The organism is Pedobacter lusitanus (assembly GCF_040026395.1).
In the GTDB taxonomy this organism is placed as follows: domain Bacteria; phylum Bacteroidota; class Bacteroidia; order Sphingobacteriales; family Sphingobacteriaceae; genus Pedobacter; species Pedobacter lusitanus.
Genome location: NZ_CP157278.1, coordinates 1,694,105 through 1,713,364 on the forward strand (window position 1 = coordinate 1,694,105; position 19,260 = coordinate 1,713,364).

A 19,260-nucleotide genomic window follows, 5' to 3' on the forward strand; every position below is an offset into this window, starting at 1 on the left:
AATTATTCGAGCGTTAATAGCCGGGAAAATATTTTTAAATTAACTTACCCCGGATATTAAAATTAACCTTCTTCTGTAGTTTTTTCCGCAACTTTTTCTGCAGCGACCGGAGTTTTAACTGCTGTAGCAGCAGGTTTTGCATCTGTTTTCTTTGCCGGAGCCGCCTTAACTGTTTTCGCAGCAGTAGTGGTAACTGCTTTTTTTGCAGCCGCTGTGGCTGTGGTAGCGGCACGTTTAGCTCTTTGTACAGGTGCGGCTTTAGCAGCATCCTGAATAACTGCCGCTGTTTTAGCCTGAACTGCTGCTGCTTCTTTTTTAACTGCAGGAACTGCTTTCTTAGCTGTAGAAACTGCTTTTTTAACTGCCGGGGCAGCCTTTTTCACTGCTGCTGCAGCTTTCTTTACAGGTTTAGCTATAGCATCGGCTGCTTTTTCTTCACTTGCAATTACAGGGACTTTAATACTATTTACGGATGGTTTAATACCAGAAACTGCTTTTTTAACTTCCTTTTTGATCTTTTTAGCTCCCTTAGCAGTTGCCTTTTTAACCTCTTTAACTGTTTTTGCGATTTCTTTTTTAGTTGGTTTTGTTTTTTTAACGGCTTCTGCTTTTACAGCTTTGAATTTCTTAGCTAATTTACCGGCAACCGATCTGGCTGCTTTAGTGAGTTCTTCACCAATTTTTTCAGCATCATGACCCAAATGAGAAACTGCTTCAAAAAATTTTTGCGAAAGACTCTGCTCCAATTCTTTTTTAACTGCTTTTTTAGCATTATTTTTTTGCACTTTTGATTTATTGGTTTTCATAATAATTTTTTTAGCCAGAACGTTAAATAATTAATATATAAATCTAATATTTTTTTTATACTAAAGCTATAATCATGCCCACTTTCGATATCGTAAGTAAAGTTGACGCGCAAACATTGGATAATGCAATGAACAACGCAAAAAAAGAGATCCTTAACCGTTATGATTTCTCTACCTCTCAGAGTACTATTGATCATGATAAAAAGAGTAATGTGATCACTATTGTTACCGAAGATGACATGCGTCTGAAAGCAATTGAGGATTCTATTATCTCCCGTATGGTCAAGCAAAACCTGGATCCTAAAAGTCTTGATTTTGGAAAAGAGCAATATGCTTCTGGTAATATGATCAGAAAAGAAATTGCTATTAAAGAAGGAATTGACAAAGATGTTGCTAAAAAGATAGTTGCCAAAATCAAAGCAAGCGGACTTAAAGTTCAGGCTTCTGTGATGGACGATCAGTTGCGTGTACAGAGCAAAAGCATAGATGATCTGCAAAAGGTTATTTCACTTTGCAAGGGCGAAGATTTTGGACAGCCACTGCAATATCTCAACATGCGTAACTAATGGAAATTGCTGATAACGGCTTTATTTTTTCAGATGACAAAAGCAAAATCAACGCTGCTGCTGTTCATCTTTTCCTGAGTACCAGATCTTACTGGGCTGAAGGTATCCCTCTGGAAACGGTTACCAGATCTATTGAACACTCTCTTTGTTTTGGTATCTACAAAGAAAACCGGCAGATAGGATTTGCCAGATGGATTACTGACCGCGCTACTTTCGGCTATCTGGCAGATGTTTATGTGGAAGAGGAATTCCGCGGTTTGGGACTCTCAAAAAAACTAATGTCGCTCATGTTATTTCACCCTGATCTGCAGGGCTTAAGAAGATATATGCTGGCCACCAGAGACGCACATAGTTTATATAGCCAATATGGTTTTAAGCCTCTTGACACGCCGGAAAATATAATGGCAGTTAACATCAAAGACATTTATAAAAAGCAGGAAGATTAATCTCCCTGCTTTTTTTCTTAGTTGCTATAAGCTATTGGCTAAGCAGCCCCACCGGTAGCTGCGTTAAATGTTCTTTGCATCAGTTCTGAATTCAGCAGATACAGCGCAGAAGAGTTATCCCCGATCATTTTCAGTTTGCTGATAATCTGTGAAACTGTTGCCTCTTCTTCTACCTGTTCGGTCACAAACCATTGCAAAAAGTTATGAGTGGCAAAATCATTTTCCTCAAAGGATGCTTTAATCAGTTCTCCTATACTTTTAGTTACAGCTCTTTCGTGTGCCAGGGTAATTTCAAAAACATTCAGCACTGAGGTAAAATCTGATGCAGGTTTTTTAATGGTATCAATAGTCACTTTCCCACCAACTTCATGTATATAATCAAATTGTTTTTCAGCATGGAAAAGCTCTTCTTTAGCCTGTACTTTAAAGTAATTGGCAAAACCATCCAGATCTCTGTCTGAAAACCAGGAACACATTGCCCAGTAGGCATTAGCCGAATACATCTCTAAATTGATCTGCGCATTGAGCAAATCTTCCATTCTCTTATTGATCATAGGATTGTGTTTTATAAATATTTAGTCTTTCTTATAATTTAAAGATGCAAGCTAAAAGCAATTAAGAACAATTCCAAATAATAGCTACTGTCTTTTGTATTTCAAATTCGCTGTAATTGACAGCAGTCCTGGTCACATGTGATTCAACGACAGGAATTCTTGCATTTAATTCCCGCTTCCGGAGAAACAGACCTGTTCTTTAAAAACAAAACACTATTCTTGCTGGTTGTAATTTCAACACAGCTTATATCAATTTAATGAAAATAATTCAATTCAGCACTTTACTCCTTGCATCGCTTCTGTTTGCAGCATCCTGTACACAACAGACCAAAACAAAAGATGAATCGGTTCAGGATACTTTAACCAGATCAGGTATTACTGCAAACAAGCCTTCAAAAACAGATAGCTTAAAACCATTATCTAAAAACACCTGCAGCCAGGTTGTGTTTAAGATCATGACCACCTCAGCGAGTTATAAGGAACTAACCAATGGCCTGACTGAAAGAATAGTCAAAAACGGTGGGACTTCATTTGGCTTTTTTTATGAAGGCAGCCCGCAGCCAAAAATTGATAGTGCGATGAACTACTCTAAAACCTACGACTATAGTGTGCATGAGAGTTATCCTGACCATTCTCCGGTAATTGCCAGATATAGTTTTGATCCTGTAAAAAGACAGTTATTTGAATATGACGCAGCTTCGGATTCTTTGATTGCTGTACCTTTTAATAAAGGTCTGTTAGTGGATCTGGACAAAGCCTGCAAGTAAAAGCTATTACTTATCATAGGTTAACATCGAATTTTAGTTTCGGACTTAACTTTGTCTGAGATTTAAAACAAGGCAATTATGGAATTAGGTATTAGTATGTTCGGGGATTTACGTGTTGATCCGGTAACGAATAAATTTCAACCTGCCCAGCAACGATTGGGCGAAATTATTGAAGAGATAAAATTAATGGATGAGATAGGCCTTGATTACTTCGGTATAGGTGAACATCACCGTCCGGATTTTGCTGTATCCAGTCCTGAAATATTACTGGCTGCTGCTGCAGTTGTCACTAAGAATATTAAACTGGGTAGTGCAGTAAGTGTACTCAGCTCGTCTGACCCGGTAAAACTATATCAGAGTTTTGCGATGGTAGATTTGTTGTCCAATGGTCGTGCAGAACTGATGGCAGGCCGGGGCAGTTTTATTGAATCGTTCCCGCTATTTGGCTATAGCCTTGATGATTATAATGGTCTGTTCTCAGAGAAATTAGAGTTGCTATTAAAGATCAACAAAGAGGAAACAATAAACTGGAGTGGAAAATTCCGGGCACCATTAGTTAATCAGCAGGTATTACCCAGAGCTGTAGACAATAATTTACCGATCTGGATTGCTGTGGGGGGTACTCCCGAATCTGTTATCAGAGCTGGGGTACTGGGTCTTCCTTTAACCATTGCTATTATTGGCGGTAGTCCAAGCCAGTTTAAGCCTCTATTTAATCTGTATCGTGAAGAATATAAAAAAGCGGGACATGATTTAGCTAAAATTCAGGTCGGTGTACACGTACATTCGTTTTTTGGTGAGGACAGTGACAAAGTAGCTGCTGATTATTATCCTTTATATGCAGCGCAAATGGATAGAGTAGGAAAATCGCGCGGATGGTCTCCATATACTAAATATCAGTTTGATTATGGCAGACAAAAAGAAGGTGCGTTGTTTGTTAGTGATGCAGAACAGGCAATTGACAAAATCTTATCTATACAGGAAATGTTTGGCTTAACCCGTTTTGCAGCACATATGGATATTGGTGCGCCTTCACATAAAGACATGATGAAATCTATCGAAATCTTTGGAACTAAAATAGCACCAAAGGTCAGAGAGGCATTAAAAAAATAAACAAAAGAACTGATGTGAAGACTTTAAACAGTCTTCACATCAGTTTCACTATATTCTTTAATGTCGGTAATATATCCGTTCAGGATCAGGAAATCAAATAGTGGCTTAGCCTCTGGTGTAACCGGCATATTTACCGTGGTAATCACCTTATTTGATTTTTTATCAAGGAAAGGATAAGCAAACAGTTTTACATTTTTGGTAAACATATCACTTACATAACTCAGGAGCATACTGGAATAGTTTTCTCCAAAATTATTTGAGTTAAATACAAATTTCAGGTTATTGATATTGGTTGAAATACCTACACTTTTTGGTTTACACCGGTCCAGATATTTTGCCAGTTTATTGTGTCTTGCAAAATTGGAAACAATAACCAGGTTACCTGTTTTACATAATTCTTCTGCTCTTAATGCCACAGCTTCCAGATCAATGTTTTCAGGAATTTCTTCATCAGCAGTAAGTACGTTTGATAATAAAACTTCAATTAATACACTGAGATTATCTTTCTTCACATCTTCTGTCCTTCTGAACTGATCTACAGCTTTATTGAACATACTAAAGTTGGGTAAAGACTTCTGCGCATATTTAGTCCGCAAAATCATGATGTCCTTTTTATACAATAGATCTTTAGGCAGACATGGATTCCCAAGGGAATCAAAGATAGCTGCATCCGAGAAATCTTTAACTATCAGGTAGAGATTCAGCAGGATATTATTAATGTTTTTGAAAGCCGGACCGCTTACGGAAATCAGATCTATCTCTACAGAGCCTACAGTCAGGTTATCTGCAAGAGATTCAACCATTCTCTTTGGATCTGTATGATAATAGAACGCTGCATAAACCAGATTTACTCCAATTATACCCAGTACATTCTGCTGAAGAGCAGCATCGGTATCCAGTAAACGAACATGGAAAAAGATTTCGTTAGGTTCACCACCGGGTTCTGTCTGAAATTTGATACCAATCCATCCGTGAGGATCATTGGATTTGTTATAATTCAACGTAGTTACTGTATCAGCAAAAGCAAAAAAGCTCCTGGTTTCATATTTTTCGCCATGCAGTCTCTCAGTCAGCAAATCAAATTCGTGATTCAGCATTTTGATTAACCTGGACTGACTTACATACCGCCCGGTTTCCTCTGCGCCATAGATCGCATCACTAAAAGTCATATCATAAGCGGACATCGTTTTGGCTACTGTCCCTGAAGCTGCACCTGCTGTAAAAAAATTACGTGCGACTTCCTGCCCCGCTCCGATCTCAGCAAAAGTTCCGTAAATATCAGAGTTTAAATTAATATTAAGGGCTTTACGCTTGGTATCAAGAATTTCTCTTTCCATTCCGCAAAAATAGCACAAAAACCGAAGAAGCCGATTAAATTCAGATGATATTTTTAGCTATATTGTACCTCTGATGTTAAACGTAATTGATCTAAATATCCAATTTTTTAACCAGGAAGACCGCTCCTGGCATACTGCAGTAAATCAGATCAGCTTCAAGGCCGAAAAAGGGCGTATTTTAGGGATAGTTGGCGAATCTGGTTCTGGGAAATCTGTTACCTCATTTTCTATTATGCGGTTACATGATCCGCAGTACACAAGGGTAAAAGGAGATATTCTTTTTAACAACATCAGCCTGCTTTCCTTGTCTGATCTGGAAATGAATACTTACAGGGGCAATAAGATTGCTATGATTTTCCAGGAACCCATGACTTCTCTGAACCCTGTATTCACCTGTGGTTACCAGGTTCAGGAAGCGATTATGCTGCATCAGAAATTAAGCAGAAAACCAGCCAGGGAAAAAACCATTGAACTTTTTAAAGAGGTACAGCTCCCACGGCCTGAAGCTATTTTCAGTACTTATCCGCACCAGCTTTCCGGAGGACAAAAACAGAGAGTCATGATCGCAATGGCTTTGAGTTGTAATCCTGAATTCCTCATTGCTGATGAACCAACTACGGCACTGGATGTAACTGTGCAACAAACGATTCTGCAACTGCTGTTACAAATTAAAGAAGAACGGAATATGGGAATAATTTTCATTTCCCATGATCTGGCCGTAATCAGTGAAATTGCAGACGATGTTGCCGTCATGTATAAAGGAACAATCGTTGAACAGGGCTCCGCTGATCAGTTATTCAAACAACCCAAACACCCTTATACCAAAGGTTTACTGGCTTGCAGACCATCACCTTTATACCGTTTAAAGAAATTGCCGGTAGTAGCCGACTTTCTGCAGAAATGTACAGCTAAACCAATTGCTGATTTAAGGGAAATAAATAGTTATACACAGCAGGAAATTGACAGCAGAAGAGCAATTCTGTATGGCACATCTCCCCTGCTTGAAATAAAAGATCTTTGTACCTGGTTCCCCGTCAGACAGGGATTATTCGGACATTCCAAAGAATTGATCAAAGCTGTTGATCAGGTAAGTTTCAAACTATATCCGGGTGAAACTTTAGGCCTGGTTGGTGAGTCCGGCTGTGGTAAGACCACACTGGGCAGGAGTATTCTTCGTCTGGTTGAACCTACTTCAGGAAGTATTTTTTTTGATGGTCAGGATATCACACATCTAAAAAATGATAGTCTGAGAAAACTCAGAAGGGATATACAACTCATTTTTCAGGATCCTTATTCTTCATTAAACCCACAGCTAACCGTAGGTCATGCTTTAATGGAACCTTTGCTGGTACACCGCATATTCGATACTGATGTGCAACGCAAAGCTCATGTACAACACCTGCTGGAACTGGTAGATCTGAAACCGGAACATTTTGACCGTTATCCTCATGAGTTTTCCGGAGGCCAGCGGCAGCGCATAGTCATTGCACGTGCACTAGCCCTGCAGCCTAAACTCATTATCTGTGATGAATCTGTCTCTGCACTGGACGTTTCGGTACAGGCACAGGTTTTAAATTTACTCAGAAGGCTACAGGGAGAACTTGGTCTGACTTATATTTTCATCTCTCATGACCTTGCCGTGGTCAAACATCTTTCAGACAGAATGATCGTCATGAACAAAGGAAAAATAGAAGAAGAGAATTTTCCGGAAATCATTTACGAACATCCGCAGACAGCCTATACTCAAAAGTTAATTGCTGCAATTCCAGGTAAACTAAACCTGGTCGGCTAAGGCTGCCGGTGCAGGATCAGTAATTACCGAAAACATCAGGCCTGTTCTGGTACAGTCAGTTTAATCAATGCAGTATTGAGCACCCGTCTGATTTCTCTTTCTTTGAGCTTATCATAGTTATTCAGCAGTATCTGCACTTTAAATCTGGTAATATCCTTATTGATTGCCAGCGTTTTTATCGTCAGCCCACCGGACACAATATTAGCTTTAAAATTATCGAGAACCTGATAAAGGTACTTTTCCAGATAATCCGGCGTATAGCCAAAATGCAGAGCCATCTCAAATTCCACACTTAGTTTTTTAATATTCTGCTTTGACTGGTTGATAATAACGGAACTGAAAACTACAGAATTCGGGATGATGACCATATCATTATCTTCATTCTGAAGAATCATATTAATCAGTGTAATATCCAGAATCTTTCCTTCATGATCATTTACACGGATATGATCTCCCAGGGATAAACGGTCTGAAAACATAATAATCAATCCGTTGATCATATTGGTTATATAATCTTTAAACGTTACAGCAATAGCTGCTGCCACAATCGTAATACTGGTTAAAAACTCCAGAGGTTTGATTCCCATCCAGATCATAATCGCAATAACTCCGAATACGGTATTGAGAATAGAAACAATTCTGTTAATTCCTAAAATGAAGTTGTCCTTGATAGTAGATTTAAAACGATGTTTCTTAATATACCAGTAAATCACAATCAAACGCAGAAAGGAAACTGCAACACTCGGACCGAGAAATACCGTAAAAGCATGAGCAGTAAGTGCAATGAAAGGATAGTCTTTAAATAGTACAGGCTGATAAATTTCAAAATAGGTCAGCGCAAAGAAAATGATAACCTTGATAATAATCATCAGAAATTCTTTTCTCGTACTCCGCTGTTTTTCTTCTATCATTTTATTCTCCTGCTACTTAAATGTTTAAATCCTGTCCTGTACTGTTGAGGTATACTATTTAAGGGAAAACCTGTTATTTCGGCAAATAGCTGAAGACCGTTCAGAACCCGTCTAAATCTCCGACTTAAATTACAATTAAACAAATCTTCATCGCTCTTTAAAGCCCTCAATATTGGATTTTATAGCCCCTGAGGCATAATAAATCATTTCAAAGTGTTACCTTCGGAATATTGACAAATATACTATGGCAAAAAAGAAATCTTCTCAAATAAAACTCGTCTTAACTCAGTTAATCAGTGATGTTTTAGAGAATAGCAACAATGAAGCCTTGAATTACAAACAGGTTTCGGCCAAACTCAACATAAAAGATGATGAAGCCAGGGAAACCATTCTGGAGATCCTGAAAGAACAAGCACATAAAGGTGTTTTTACCGAACCTCAAAAAGGAAAATTCAAGCTTAAAGATTTAAAAACCTTTATCACAGGAAGAGTAGATATGACTGCCGACGGGGCAGCTTTTATTATTCCTGATGATGAGTTTGAAAAAGACGTATTCGTCTCTGCCCGTAAACTGCATAATGCGCTTAACGGAGATAAAGTAAAAGTGTATATCTATGCAAAAAAGAGAGGCAGGAAAAACGAGGGTGAAGTTGTTGAAATCATACAACGTTTAAAAACTGATTTTATAGGCGTAATCAAAATATCTGACCGTTTTGCATTTGTGACCGTCGATGACAAGAAAATGCTGCATGATATTTTTGTGCCGTTAAGCGACCTTGACGGAGCCAAAAACGGACAAAAGGTACAGGTAGCAATTACCGATTGGCCGGAGGGCGCTAAAAACCCTATTGGAAGGATTATCAATATTCTGGGTACCCAGGGAGAAAATAATACGGAAATGAATGCCATTCTTGCACAGTATGGTTTTCCGCTTTCCTTCCCTCCTGAGGTAGAGAAAGAAGCAAATGAAATTCCTGAACAGATTACTGAAGACGAAATTAAAAACCGCCGTGATTTCCGCGAAACGGTAACCTTTACGATTGACCCTGCAGACGCAAAGGATTTTGATGATGCAATATCTTTCAAAAAACTGCCAAACGGCAATTACGAAGTTGGGGTACATATTGCAGATGTTTCACATTATGTACAACCTAAATCTTATTTAGACAAAGAGGCCTATTCAAGAGCTACTTCTGTTTACCTGGTAGACAGGGTAATCCCGATGCTTCCTGAAAGACTAAGTAACGGGGTCTGCTCTCTTCGCCCTAACGAGGATAAACTCTGCTTTGCAGCTGTTTTTGAACTGGATGAAGCAGCTAATGTAGTGGAGGAATGGTTTGGAAGAACTGTAATTCACTCTGACAGACGTTTCAGCTATGAAGAAGCTCAGGAAGTGATAGAAAATAAGGAAGGTGATTATGCCGGAGAAATCCTTAAACTAAATGAACTTGCTTACATTTTAAGAGACAGAAAGTTTAAAAATGGTGCGATAAGTTTTGAAAGCACAGAAGTCAAATTCAGGCTGGATGAAAAAGGAAAACCAGTTGGTGTTTATGTAAAAGAACGTAAAGACGCTCATAAACTGATTGAAGACTTTATGTTGCTGGCCAATAAAAAGGTAGCTGAATTTATTGCTAAAAAAGGTAAAGGAAAAGCTAAATATACTTTCGTTTACCGATCTCACGATTCACCGAATCTGGAAAACCTGGGTAATTTCGCCTTATTTGCTGCCCGTTTTGGTTATAAAATAAACATGAAATCAGATAAGGATATTGCTAAATCCCTGAATTTTCTGATGGAAGATGTAGAAGGCAAAAAAGAACAGAATGTGCTGACCCAATTAGCTATTCGTTCTATGGCTAAAGCGGTTTATACTACAAAAAAAACCAGTCATTATGGTCTGGCTTTTGATCACTATACGCATTTCACCTCTCCTATCCGTCGTTACCCTGACGTAATGGTTCATCGCCTGCTGGCTGCTTATTTGAACGGAGAGCGTTCGGCTAATGAGGAAGAATACGAAACGGCCGCTTCTCACTCATCTGCGATGGAAAAACGTGCTGCCGATGCAGAGCGTGCTTCTATTAAATACAAACAGGTAGAGTATCTGGAAGAAAACGTAGGTAAACTCTTTATGGGAATTATTTCGGGTGTAACTGAATGGGGAATGTATGTGGAGCTGATTGAGAACAAATGCGAAGGCATGATCAGACTGAAGGATATAGCTGATGATTTCTATGTACTGGATGAAAAGAACTACTGTATTGTAGGTCAGCGCAAGAAAAAGAAATATCAGCTGGGTGATGAAGTCAAAGTGAAAGTAAAAAGAGTAGATCTGTCTAAACGACAAATTGATTTTTCACTGATCCAGGATTAAGGTTAGCATGTATAAATCAGGCATTGTTCTCTTCTTCCTGCTGTTTTTATCTTCAGTATGTGTTTTCGCGCAGTTAAAGATATCGGGTATTGTAGTAGAAAAAAACACAGGTAACCCTGTTGTTTTTGCTACAATTCAGGCAAAAGATCAGAAAAGTACTTTAACTAACGGAAACGGGGAATTCGAACTTACGGTTTCTTCACTGCCGGTTAACCTGCTGGTTACCCACCTGAGTTATACCGGGGGCAGCTTTGAAGTCAAAACGACTGATGAAAAAATAAAAATAGTACTTGATCCGCAGGTGCTGACCTTAAAGGAGGTTACGGTTGGCAATCCTGCAGTTGCTATCATGCAGGATGCAACTGATAAAGCATTAAAAACATATAATAAATCAAATTTTGGCAGGGCCTTTTTAAGACAAATTGCCTATGAAGCCAATGAACCTGTATACCTGAATGAAATCTGGCTGGATGCTGAATGGAAACCATATGGTCTGATTGGCTGGCATCCTACAGAGGCACGTCATCTGCAGGGCAAGAATGGCATATCTTATAGCAATACCAGCTTCTTTTCTTTTATCTTCTCAGGTTATCTGGCCAATTCCTTCCATAAAAAACCCCTTTTAAGAAAGGTAGACTCCCTGTATAGTTTTAAACTTGCTGGTACCTATCTGCTGGACGGGGAAGAAATTGCTAAGATTATCTGTACGCCAAGGCGCGCTTTAAAAGAAAAAAGATTTGAGGGCGCTTATTATGTTAATACGGTAACAAATAATGTCCTTAAAATTGAAGGCGTAATCAAGGGTATGTTTTTCAAAAGTGTCGGAACTGTCAGTATCAAGAATAAGGAAACCGTCTTTATAGCCCAGTACAGGTTGAACAAACGGGGTGACAACGTTCTGGATTATGCAGTTCTTAACACAACAAACCGATTGAAAATGCTAGGTTTGGGTATCCAGGATACAGACCTTTATTCTACCTTATACATGGTGGATGATGACCACATTAACCGAAACGATCTGGAAGAAGTAAGTATAACTATCAATGACAGTAATCTGGTCAAAGCGATGACCTATAATGAAGATTTCTGGAAGAAGAATCCAGGGATTAAAAGGACAGAAAAAGAACAGAAAGCAATAGAAATTTTAGAAAAAAACACCACATTAAGAAAATAATGCATACCATTTTTGAGTTACAACAATTAATTGAAGAAGCGATTAAAAAGGTCGAATATCCGGCTCATCCATCAAAGCTGTATGAACCAATAAGTTATATTATGCGCCTTGGCGGTAAACGGATCAGACCGGTTCTGCTATTGCTTTCCAGTGAATTTTTTAACAATGATGCGACCAAAGCTATTGAGGCCGCATTGGCAATTGAAACCTTTCATAATTTCACACTGATTCATGATGACATTATGGATAATGCCCCTTTACGCAGAGGACAGGATACTGTTCATATCAAATGGGGTGTAAATAATGCCATTTTAAGCGGGGATGTAATGATGGTAGAAGCCAATAAACATCTGACTAATCTGGATTCCGGCGTTCTTAAAAATGCATTACACTGTTTTAACACTACTGCTCAGGGAGTCTGTGAGGGTCAGCAACTGGATATGGAGTTTGAACAGAGAAACGACGTCAGTATTGTAGAATACGTTAACATGATCCGTCTGAAAACGGCAGTACTGGTAGGCGGAGCAATGAAACTTGGGGCAATTGTAGGCGGCGCAAGTGAGGAAGATGCAAATCATCTTTACGATTTTGGCGAAAACTTCGGAATCGCCTTCCAGCTTCAGGATGACATTCTTGATGTTTACGGCGACCCGGTTAAATTTGGCAAACAGGTTGGTGGAGACATCATTTCCAACAAACAAACATTTCTGCTGCTTAAACTAAAAGAGCTTGCCCAGGGAGACGATCTGGCCCTGCTGGAAGCACAATATCCAAATACTGATTATCCTGCCAAAATAGAGTCCATTACAAAGCTGTATAACAGCTACAAAATCAGAGAACTGGCAGTTACTGAAATGAAACGCAGCCTTGAAATTGCTTTTACAGCATTAGAAAAAGTAAGTATTGAGGCAGTTAAAAAGAATGAGCTCATTGCCCTTGCCGAGTCATTGCTCGATAGAGAGCACTAGAACTGAATCCCGGATGATTAATTATCTACCAGATGTTTGATTTTGTCATAAGTTAAGGGTTTCGTCAGGAAATCCTTAACTGACCTGTAGGACTGCGCTCTGGTGCGCTCTGTCGGATCAATTGTAGAAGAGATGATAACTACATCAACATCAGGTTTCTGTTCCTCCAGGAGCCTTAAAAAAGTCCAGCCGTCAATTTCTGGCATATTCAGATCAAGCAGAATTAAATCAGGCTTATTTTCTTTCAGATAATCAAGTGCATGAGTTGAACTGCCAAACTGAACTACCCTCCTGTTTTTATTGTACTTGGTAATAATCATATGATGCAGCCTGTTAGTCAGGGAATCATCATCAATAAGCATAATATGTTTGGAATCAGTTCTGATAGAATCTGCAATGAAATCATCTGGGCTATGTTCTTTATTAATTAAGCTGTTCAGCATTTTAATAATATCGTCCAGCTTTTCTGCCTGATAATTAATATCCCGTAACAAGTCTTTTATCCTGCTGGTATCAAATGATTCCATGTCAGGAAAATTCATCAGACTCGACAGACTTAATATATTGGTTATAGGTGCACGAAGATCATGTGAAGCGAGATGTGAATATTCGTCCAGTAATTTCATCTGATTTGATTTCCTGTTGCTGTCTATAATGGTACAGGCAACAAGGGGCTCCCCTGGATCGGTAAAAACCGGAGTCAGAACAATCTGCAGCAGCACATCATCCATATCTTTTACTTTTAACCGTTTTTCTATATTGAATGATTTCCCTTCGAAACATTCGGCAACCAGTTTTGAAAAGGCCCGTTCATACTTTTGTGAAATGATTTCCACAAAGGATTCCCCAATAGCGGGATTTTTGGCTAAAAAATACCCTATTTTTTCTATGGAATGAATGTTAAAAAAAGTAATGTGATTTTTTTTATTAAAAAGGAAATAGGAGTTATCAGTATAATAATCACAGTAAGCACTAAGCTTCATAGTTGATTTCCTTTAGTATGACACAAATACAAGCACTCATTTAATTTTTTTTTAACATTTAACTACCTACTTTAATTCTTACGATCTTCCTATAAAGATAATCAAATTATACTATCGGATGTAGTGGTGCGATAATTGTCTTTTTTACACCAATAGAATAAAGTCACAAACCAACAAAAAAAATATTATTTATGCAAGAAATTCTATCAAAGAAAATATTAGGGAAGAGAATTAAGTCATTGAGACTCGAAAAGGCTTATGCTCAGGTTGATGTAGCTAATTTCTTGAACTTATCGAGGAGTAATTATTCTCAAATTGAGCTTGGCAATCAATACCCGACATTTAACACACTTTGTGCTCTTTCAAGGCATTATAATAAGAGTTATGAGTGGCTTTTACACGGGGAAGAAAAGACTCCTGAACCACCAGTAGTATTGCCGGTAGCCAGTCTGATGAATGAGTTGGAAACGACACTCAAGAATTTCTCTTCGTGTCTGGAAAAACTGGAAAACGAACTTCAAAGCATAAAAATAAAGATAGCCGTTTCATAGCAGGTCAAAAAAGGTCAATAAAAAAGCCGCAACGAAAACGTTGCGGCTTTTTTATTATAATATTTTAAAGATTATTCTGCCGGAGCAGCGTCAGCTTTAGCAGCTTTTTTAGCTGGTGCTTTTTTAGCAGGTGCTTCTGCTACCGGAGCAGCAGCTTTAACAGCTTTCTTAGCTGGTGCAGCTTTTTCAACAACTTCGCTAATTACACTTGCAGGTAATACAGAAACATAAGATTTGTTATCTTGTTTCTTTCTGAAAACTACAGTACCAGCAACAAGAGCGAATAAAGTATGGTCTTTTCCAATACCTACGCCTTTATCAGGATGGTGTTTAGTTCCGCGTTGACGTACTAAGATGTTTCCTGCAATTGCTTCCTGACCACCAAAAATTTTGATACCTAAGCGTTTACTATGAGACTCACGTCCGTTTCTCGAACTACCGGCTCCTTTTTTATGTGCCATTTTGTTTTATATTTTATCAACTAACAGTTATAAAACTGATAATTTTTGTTTAACAACTAATTATAAACTGATACCAGAGATCTGGATTTTTGTGAAATACTGGCGGTGGCCATTTTTCTTTTTGTAACCTTTTCTACGTTTCTTTTTGAAAACGATCACTTTATCGCCTTTTAAATGAGACACGATTTTAGCTGAAACTTTAGCTCCTGATAATAAAGGGGCACCTACAGAGATCTTACCTCCGTCTTCAACCAACAATACATTGTCAAATTCAATACTAGCGCCTTCATCTCCTTGCAAACGGTGTACAAAAAGGTGCTGGTCTTTTGCAACTTTGAATTGCTGTCCTGCTATATTTACTATTGCGTACATTGTTAAATAATTAGTATTTTAAATTGTTTATTTTTTTATCGAGGTGCAAATATAGAATATATATTTATAAATTCATAATGAATTACTTTTTCTTACCATATCTTTCTTGAGCATCGTTTATACTCTGCTCTAAAAGGGTCTCCATTTGCTTGGCAACGTCTCTTAACTTAGCGATTTCATTATAATCAGTAACAAAAATCACTTTTTTAGTCTTACGCTTATAATTAAACTGCATCACATAACGCAGCACTTTAGATTTATTAAGGTCTGTACCTGCATTTGAAATCACATCCGGAAAATTCCAGAATCCAAGTTCACTGGCTTTATGGTGCAGATAAATGATATCATTTTCCCTAAGCTTCACATTGGTTTTTACCAGAGAATCCTTCTTATTCAGATACTGATAATCCCCGGTAGCAGAATCGTAAGAGTTTACTAAATCATTTCCTTCACCCCATTTGAACTGAAAAGAAACAAACTCATCTGATCTGAAAGGTGCGTTTTTAAGAATTGGCATATAATAAAACACACAGTACGCCAGAAAAGGGACAACTATGGTAAGCAGTAGAAATATTTTTTTTGCTTTGGTACTCATTTTTTTAATCTATATAAATTGGTCTTGTATCCGGTAATCTAAAAATCTAGTCCAGAGGCTCTGTAAGCTCTCCCTCCCACTTGCTGACAACAGCAGTAGCCAGACTATTACCAATTACATTAGTCGCTGACCTGCCCATATCCAGCAATGGATCGATACCAATCAGTAATGCTAATCCAGCCTCAGGGATATTAAAAGTAGCAATTGTACCTGCAATAACTACCAATGAAGCTCTTGGAACACCAGCAATACCTTTACTGGTTAACATCAGGATCAGCAACATCGTAATCTGCTGCTGAAATGACAGATGTATACCGTAGGACTGTGCAATAAACAAGGATGCAAAGGTCATATATAACATTGATCCATCCAAATTAAAAGAGTAACCCAATGGTAATACGAAACTCACAATTTTATCTTTACAGCCAAAACGCTCCAGCTGTAACATCGTTTTCGGATAAGCAGCCTCACTACTGGCTGTACTGAAAGCGACAATAACAGGCTCTTTCATCCTGTTCATCAGATTGAATACTCTTCCTTTTAAAATGAGATAACCAATCAGTATCAATACCACCCAAAGCAAAAGCATAGTGGAATAAAACTCTCCTATAAATAAGGCATAAGTAGACAATACGCTCAATCCCTGTTTAGCAATAATGGCCGCCATAGCCCCAAATACTGCAAAGGGTGCAAAATTCATGACATAACCTGTCACTTTTAAAATCACATGAGCTACTGCATCAAAAAATTCAATGATAATCTTACCTTTTTCGCCAATAGCTGCTGTTGCTACGCCAAAAAACAAAGAAAATGCTACAATTTGCAGAATTTCGTTAGTCGCCATAGCTTCAGTCATACTTTTAGGTATGATATGGGCAATAAAGTCCTTCATAGACAGCGCTACCTTATGTATACCGGTATCTGCATGACTACTAGGCAATGGCAGATTCATGGCCTCACCAGGTCTGAAGATATTGACCATTACCATTCCCAGGAAAAGCGACAGTAAAGAAGCACTCATAAACCAGAGCATCGTTTTACCACCTATTCTTCCTACTGCTTTAATATCTCCTACTTTAGCAACACCGACAACCAGTGTAGTAAAAACCAGCGGAGCGACAATCATTTTGATTAATCTTAGAAAAATATCACTTAATAAAGTAAGCGGCTCAAGCTTTTTCTCTCTTTCAGTTTCATTTTCTCTTCTGATCTTAATGTTTTCAGCCTTCTGTGTTTTCAGCTGTAAGTACTGTACGGAACTTGTATCCGTAATTCCACCCATCTTTATATCCAGCGTCTTAATCTGAGCATCTGCACTGGTAATCTTGTTATTATACCCATCAAACGAGTTTACATTTAATACATAACCCAAGACAACGCCCAGTATCAGTGCTAAAAATATAAAGAATGTTAATCTGTTGTTTTTTGACATTATATTTGGTTGTGTGTTTTTTCCGAGCGTAAAACTACAATAATAAACTTATTTTCAGAATCTGCTACCCCGATTTTATGGGATTGTGGAAATATGGAAATAATTTTGTGCTGTAACAATTCAGCATTAACCTTGTCAAACAACAAAAGAAACAACGCAATTGGATCAGAAAGACATCTTATTTAAGCAAATCTTCGATACTAACTCCAAGAAAATATTTCATTTGTGCTATGGCTATACGGGTGATGCCGAATCTGCCAATGACTTACTACAGGAAACATTTCTTAAGGTTTGGCAGAACCTGGACAAGTTCAGACAGAAATCACTGATTTCTACCTGGATCTATCGTATCGCAGTAAACACCTGCCTTACTTATCTCCGTTCAGAAAAAAGGCAGGCCAAAGACGAACTGACAGAAAATATTATTGAAAACAGAGTGGAAGAATTCTCTGAAAAAAATGAGCAGGTGGCTCTTTTATATAAATCAATATCCAAATTAGAAGAAAACGACCGTTTAATTATTACCATGGTTCTTGATGAACTTCCCTATCATGAAATAGCGGAAATTTCAGGAATCAGCGAGGGAAATCTTAGGGTTAAGATTCACCGGATTAAACAAAAACTCACCGAATTATACAATCATCATGCAAGAATTTGAACATATACAGTCTCTTTGGCAATCACATGCGGTGGAGGTAAAAATCACCTCGGAAGAGATGCTGGATCAGGCAAAAAAAGAAGTGAATTCCATTCGTACCAAATCGCTGTTTAACATTGGTGGAATGATCATTTCTTTCCTCGCTATCAGCTCATTACTTTTTTATTTCGACTTCAGTTCTCTTGCAACTTTCGCTGGGATAGGAATTATCGTACTGGCTGTAGCTATTTATACCATTTTATTATACAGAGAGCACAGACTGATTTCACGTAACGACTTTACAGAACATCCTGGTGCATTCCTGAAAAAACTTCATGAATATCAGTTGAGCCGTTTCAATTTATATAATAAACTTTACTGGTTTTATGCCGCTGCAATATCAATTGGCTTTATTCTATTTTTCTTTGAGACGCTAAATCACCTGAATACCTGGGTACAAATAGCAATCGTACTGTTTACAGTAATATGGATGGCCTTCTGCGCAACCATTCTGCGTAAGTCTTATATGAATAAAGAAAAAGAACGCATTGATCTTCTGATAGAAAAATTTGAAAGAATCAGCGCACAGTTTAAAGAATCTGTTTAATCTTAAACAACATTGAGAGCAGGAATGATTATTCCTGCTCTTTAATTTCGTCCACAGAGAAGCTATTTCCTCTTAAACTATAGTGCAGCATTTTTACTGCTCCGTTCTTTTGTGTTGAATCTGAAGAATTCACAATAGGAAAAGATCTGAACAGCTCTCCGTTCTTCAGGGTAAACTTATCATCTCCGCCATAAATCTTCTTCATCTTAGCGCTTAAAGGCGGAAAACTGATTTTATTAAAGCTGCCATTGTATTCATAAACGTTGAGGTCTTTCACATTTTTCTTACTCAGCAATTCAATATACAATTCAGGATTTCCATCATTATCCATATCCATATTCCAGGCATCAGTAATAACACCATTCCGCTCTACAGGAAAAGATTTATAACTGTTTTTAAGTGAATCAGACATCAGAATCAGATAACCACCCACACTGTCTACTCCTCTCCCCCAGCTTAATATTTCAAAATGAAGACCTGGTTTAATCACTATATCTTTATGAAAAGGAAATGTTCCTGCCGTATTTTTAGCAACAATTTTATCTGCCGCTGCCGGAGAAATTTTAGCAGGCTGATCATTGTTACAGGCAAACAAAAACAACAGACCCAGGCATAATGCTGACTGTTGTAAAATATATGGGGCTCGTTTCATCGGGTTCATTTTATTCCAGCAATTTATGCTAAAAAAGCATTTTAACCAAATATAAAGCCTGCTTAAAATTCAAATTATGAATCCCAAACAGGCTTTATATAGTTAAAATCAGCAGAAGCCACTTAAATTCATTCCTGAATTCAAGTGGCTTTTTAAAGA

Annotated in this window: 21 protein-coding genes; 11 read left to right on the plus strand and 10 right to left on the minus strand. The window is 38.0% G+C overall.

The window, feature by feature from the left end; translation table 11 throughout:
* Window positions 1-62: 62 nt before the first annotated feature.
* Window positions 63-806, minus strand: a complete 744-nt coding sequence (locus PL_RS07175; RefSeq protein WP_052496071.1) for a hypothetical protein — start codon at window positions 804-806, stop codon at window positions 63-65.
* 74 nt (window positions 807-880) lie between these two features.
* Here PL_RS07175 and PL_RS07180 point away from each other — a divergent pair, with 74 nt between their 5' ends.
* Both PL_RS07180 and PL_RS07185 read left to right on the plus strand, forming a co-directional pair.
* Entirely contained in the window at window positions 881-1,372 is a 492-nt protein-coding gene (locus PL_RS07180; protein WP_041878664.1) for a YajQ family cyclic di-GMP-binding protein, read from the plus strand.
* The gene (locus PL_RS07185; protein WP_041878663.1) at window positions 1,372-1,818 is read left to right on the plus strand and encodes a GNAT family N-acetyltransferase; all 447 of its coding nucleotides are present in this window, start codon (window positions 1,372-1,374) and stop codon (window positions 1,816-1,818) included. Before PL_RS07180 ends, PL_RS07185 begins: the two co-directional genes overlap by 1 nt.
* A gap of 38 nt (window positions 1,819-1,856) precedes the next feature.
* Here the strand turns inward: PL_RS07185 and PL_RS07190 are convergent, their stop codons facing one another.
* On the minus strand, window positions 1,857-2,372 hold the full coding sequence (locus PL_RS07190; RefSeq protein WP_041878661.1) for a ferritin: 516 nt from the start codon (window positions 2,370-2,372) through the stop codon (window positions 1,857-1,859).
* Window positions 2,373-2,629: 257 nt separating this feature from the next.
* Between PL_RS07190 and PL_RS07195 the strand changes: the two genes are divergently transcribed.
* Window positions 2,630-3,139: a hypothetical protein gene (locus PL_RS07195; RefSeq protein ID WP_041878659.1), complete on the plus strand. Its 510-nt coding sequence runs from the start codon at window positions 2,630-2,632 to the stop codon at window positions 3,137-3,139.
* Between the two features lie 78 nt (window positions 3,140-3,217).
* Complete coding sequence (locus tag PL_RS07200; protein ID WP_348621319.1) at window positions 3,218-4,252, plus strand: LLM class flavin-dependent oxidoreductase; 1,035 nt, start codon at window positions 3,218-3,220, stop codon at window positions 4,250-4,252.
* 23 nt (window positions 4,253-4,275) lie between these two features.
* Here the strand turns inward: PL_RS07200 and PL_RS07205 are convergent, their stop codons facing one another.
* On the minus strand, window positions 4,276-5,589 hold the full coding sequence (locus tag PL_RS07205; protein WP_348621321.1) for a nicotinamide mononucleotide adenylyltransferase: 1,314 nt from the start codon (window positions 5,587-5,589) through the stop codon (window positions 4,276-4,278).
* A 73-nt stretch (window positions 5,590-5,662) separates the two neighbouring features.
* On the opposite strand from PL_RS07205, the gene PL_RS07210 reads away from it, so the two are divergent.
* Window positions 5,663-7,381: an ABC transporter ATP-binding protein gene (locus PL_RS07210; RefSeq protein WP_041878657.1), complete on the plus strand. Its 1,719-nt coding sequence runs from the start codon at window positions 5,663-5,665 to the stop codon at window positions 7,379-7,381.
* 35 nt (window positions 7,382-7,416) lie between these two features.
* On the opposite strand, the gene PL_RS07215 is transcribed toward PL_RS07210, so the two are convergent.
* A complete protein-coding gene (locus PL_RS07215; protein WP_041878655.1) occupies window positions 7,417-8,292 on the minus strand; it encodes a mechanosensitive ion channel family protein in 876 nt (291 codons plus the stop codon).
* Between the two features lie 244 nt (window positions 8,293-8,536).
* On the opposite strand from PL_RS07215, the gene rnr reads away from it, so the two are divergent.
* Genes rnr through PL_RS07230 form a run of 3 tightly spaced genes read left to right on the plus strand, consistent with a single transcriptional unit; the run spans window position 8,537 to window position 12,811 of the window.
* Entirely contained in the window at window positions 8,537-10,669 is a 2,133-nt protein-coding gene (rnr, locus tag PL_RS07220; RefSeq protein WP_041878652.1) for a ribonuclease R, read from the plus strand.
* Between the two features lie 7 nt (window positions 10,670-10,676).
* Window positions 10,677-11,843 carry a carboxypeptidase-like regulatory domain-containing protein gene (locus tag PL_RS07225; protein ID WP_041878651.1) on the plus strand — a complete coding sequence of 389 codons (1,167 nt, stop codon included), beginning with the start codon at window positions 10,677-10,679 and terminating at the stop codon, window positions 11,841-11,843.
* On the plus strand, window positions 11,843-12,811 hold the full coding sequence (locus PL_RS07230) for a polyprenyl synthetase family protein (protein WP_041878649.1): 969 nt from the start codon (window positions 11,843-11,845) through the stop codon (window positions 12,809-12,811). The genes PL_RS07225 and PL_RS07230 overlap by 1 nt, the downstream gene beginning before the upstream one ends.
* 17 nt (window positions 12,812-12,828) lie before the next feature.
* Here PL_RS07230 and PL_RS07235 read toward each other — a convergent pair whose 3' ends face one another.
* A complete protein-coding gene (locus tag PL_RS07235) occupies window positions 12,829-13,794 on the minus strand; it encodes a response regulator (protein WP_052496070.1) in 966 nt (321 codons plus the stop codon).
* Window positions 13,795-13,985: 191 nt separating this feature from the next.
* Between PL_RS07235 and PL_RS07240 the strand changes: the two genes are divergently transcribed.
* Window positions 13,986-14,345: a helix-turn-helix domain-containing protein gene (locus tag PL_RS07240; RefSeq protein ID WP_041878647.1), complete on the plus strand. Its 360-nt coding sequence runs from the start codon at window positions 13,986-13,988 to the stop codon at window positions 14,343-14,345.
* Window positions 14,346-14,416: 71 nt separating this feature from the next.
* Here the strand turns inward: PL_RS07240 and rpmA are convergent, their stop codons facing one another.
* From rpmA to PL_RS07260, 4 genes are all read right to left on the minus strand, one after another.
* On the minus strand, window positions 14,417-14,806 hold the full coding sequence (rpmA, locus tag PL_RS07245; protein WP_082036011.1) for a 50S ribosomal protein L27: 390 nt from the start codon (window positions 14,804-14,806) through the stop codon (window positions 14,417-14,419).
* 60 nt (window positions 14,807-14,866) lie between these two features.
* Window positions 14,867-15,178, minus strand: coding sequence for a 50S ribosomal protein L21 (rplU, locus tag PL_RS07250; RefSeq protein ID WP_041884895.1), 312 nt, complete (start codon window positions 15,176-15,178; stop codon window positions 14,867-14,869).
* Between the two features lie 82 nt (window positions 15,179-15,260).
* The gene (locus tag PL_RS07255; RefSeq protein ID WP_052496500.1) at window positions 15,261-15,773 is read right to left on the minus strand and encodes a hypothetical protein; all 513 of its coding nucleotides are present in this window, start codon (window positions 15,771-15,773) and stop codon (window positions 15,261-15,263) included.
* Between the two features lie 46 nt (window positions 15,774-15,819).
* Window positions 15,820-17,205, minus strand: a complete 1,386-nt coding sequence (locus PL_RS07260; protein ID WP_041884892.1) for a dicarboxylate/amino acid:cation symporter — start codon at window positions 17,203-17,205, stop codon at window positions 15,820-15,822.
* Between the two features lie 160 nt (window positions 17,206-17,365).
* Here PL_RS07260 and PL_RS07265 point away from each other — a divergent pair, with 160 nt between their 5' ends.
* A complete protein-coding gene (locus PL_RS07265; RefSeq protein ID WP_041884888.1) occupies window positions 17,366-17,863 on the plus strand; it encodes an RNA polymerase sigma factor in 498 nt (165 codons plus the stop codon).
* The gene (locus PL_RS07270) at window positions 17,850-18,449 is read left to right on the plus strand and encodes a hypothetical protein (protein WP_041884885.1); all 600 of its coding nucleotides are present in this window, start codon (window positions 17,850-17,852) and stop codon (window positions 18,447-18,449) included. The genes PL_RS07265 and PL_RS07270 overlap by 14 nt, the downstream gene beginning before the upstream one ends.
* Window positions 18,450-18,477: 28 nt before the next feature.
* On the opposite strand, the gene PL_RS07275 is transcribed toward PL_RS07270, so the two are convergent.
* The gene (locus tag PL_RS07275; RefSeq protein WP_041884921.1) at window positions 18,478-19,101 is read right to left on the minus strand and encodes a hypothetical protein; all 624 of its coding nucleotides are present in this window, start codon (window positions 19,099-19,101) and stop codon (window positions 18,478-18,480) included.
* Window positions 19,102-19,260: the final 159 nt, after the last annotated feature.

Coding starts and splice junctions, on each gene's coding strand:
- PL_RS07195 (WP_041878659.1), top strand. CDS start 2,630: ATGAAAATAATTCAATTCAGCACTTTACTCCTTGCATCGCTTCTGTTT.
- PL_RS07190 (WP_041878661.1), bottom strand. CDS start 2,372: ATGATCAATAAGAGAATGGAAGATTTGCTCAATGCGCAGATCAATTTA.
- PL_RS07240 (WP_041878647.1), top strand. CDS start 13,986: ATGCAAGAAATTCTATCAAAGAAAATATTAGGGAAGAGAATTAAGTCA.
- PL_RS07180 (WP_041878664.1), top strand. CDS start 881: ATGCCCACTTTCGATATCGTAAGTAAAGTTGACGCGCAAACATTGGAT.
- PL_RS07205 (WP_348621321.1), bottom strand. CDS start 5,589: ATGGAAAGAGAAATTCTTGATACCAAGCGTAAAGCCCTTAATATTAAT.
- PL_RS07230 (WP_041878649.1), top strand. CDS start 11,843: ATGCATACCATTTTTGAGTTACAACAATTAATTGAAGAAGCGATTAAA.
- PL_RS07235 (WP_052496070.1), bottom strand. CDS start 13,794: ATGAAGCTTAGTGCTTACTGTGATTATTATACTGATAACTCCTATTTC.
- PL_RS07210 (WP_041878657.1), top strand. CDS start 5,663: ATGTTAAACGTAATTGATCTAAATATCCAATTTTTTAACCAGGAAGAC.
- PL_RS07225 (WP_041878651.1), top strand. CDS start 10,677: ATGTATAAATCAGGCATTGTTCTCTTCTTCCTGCTGTTTTTATCTTCA.
- PL_RS07270 (WP_041884885.1), top strand. CDS start 17,850: ATGCAAGAATTTGAACATATACAGTCTCTTTGGCAATCACATGCGGTG.
- rpmA (WP_082036011.1), bottom strand. CDS start 14,806: ATGGCACATAAAAAAGGAGCCGGTAGTTCGAGAAACGGACGTGAGTCT.
- PL_RS07185 (WP_041878663.1), top strand. CDS start 1,372: ATGGAAATTGCTGATAACGGCTTTATTTTTTCAGATGACAAAAGCAAA.
- rnr (WP_041878652.1), top strand. CDS start 8,537: ATGGCAAAAAAGAAATCTTCTCAAATAAAACTCGTCTTAACTCAGTTA.
- PL_RS07275 (WP_041884921.1), bottom strand. CDS start 19,101: ATGAAACGAGCCCCATATATTTTACAACAGTCAGCATTATGCCTGGGT.
- PL_RS07175 (WP_052496071.1), bottom strand. CDS start 806: ATGAAAACCAATAAATCAAAAGTGCAAAAAAATAATGCTAAAAAAGCA.
- rplU (WP_041884895.1), bottom strand. CDS start 15,178: ATGTACGCAATAGTAAATATAGCAGGACAGCAATTCAAAGTTGCAAAA.
- PL_RS07200 (WP_348621319.1), top strand. CDS start 3,218: ATGGAATTAGGTATTAGTATGTTCGGGGATTTACGTGTTGATCCGGTA.
- PL_RS07260 (WP_041884892.1), bottom strand. CDS start 17,205: ATGTCAAAAAACAACAGATTAACATTCTTTATATTTTTAGCACTGATA.
- PL_RS07255 (WP_052496500.1), bottom strand. CDS start 15,773: ATGAGTACCAAAGCAAAAAAAATATTTCTACTGCTTACCATAGTTGTC.
- PL_RS07215 (WP_041878655.1), bottom strand. CDS start 8,292: ATGATAGAAGAAAAACAGCGGAGTACGAGAAAAGAATTTCTGATGATT.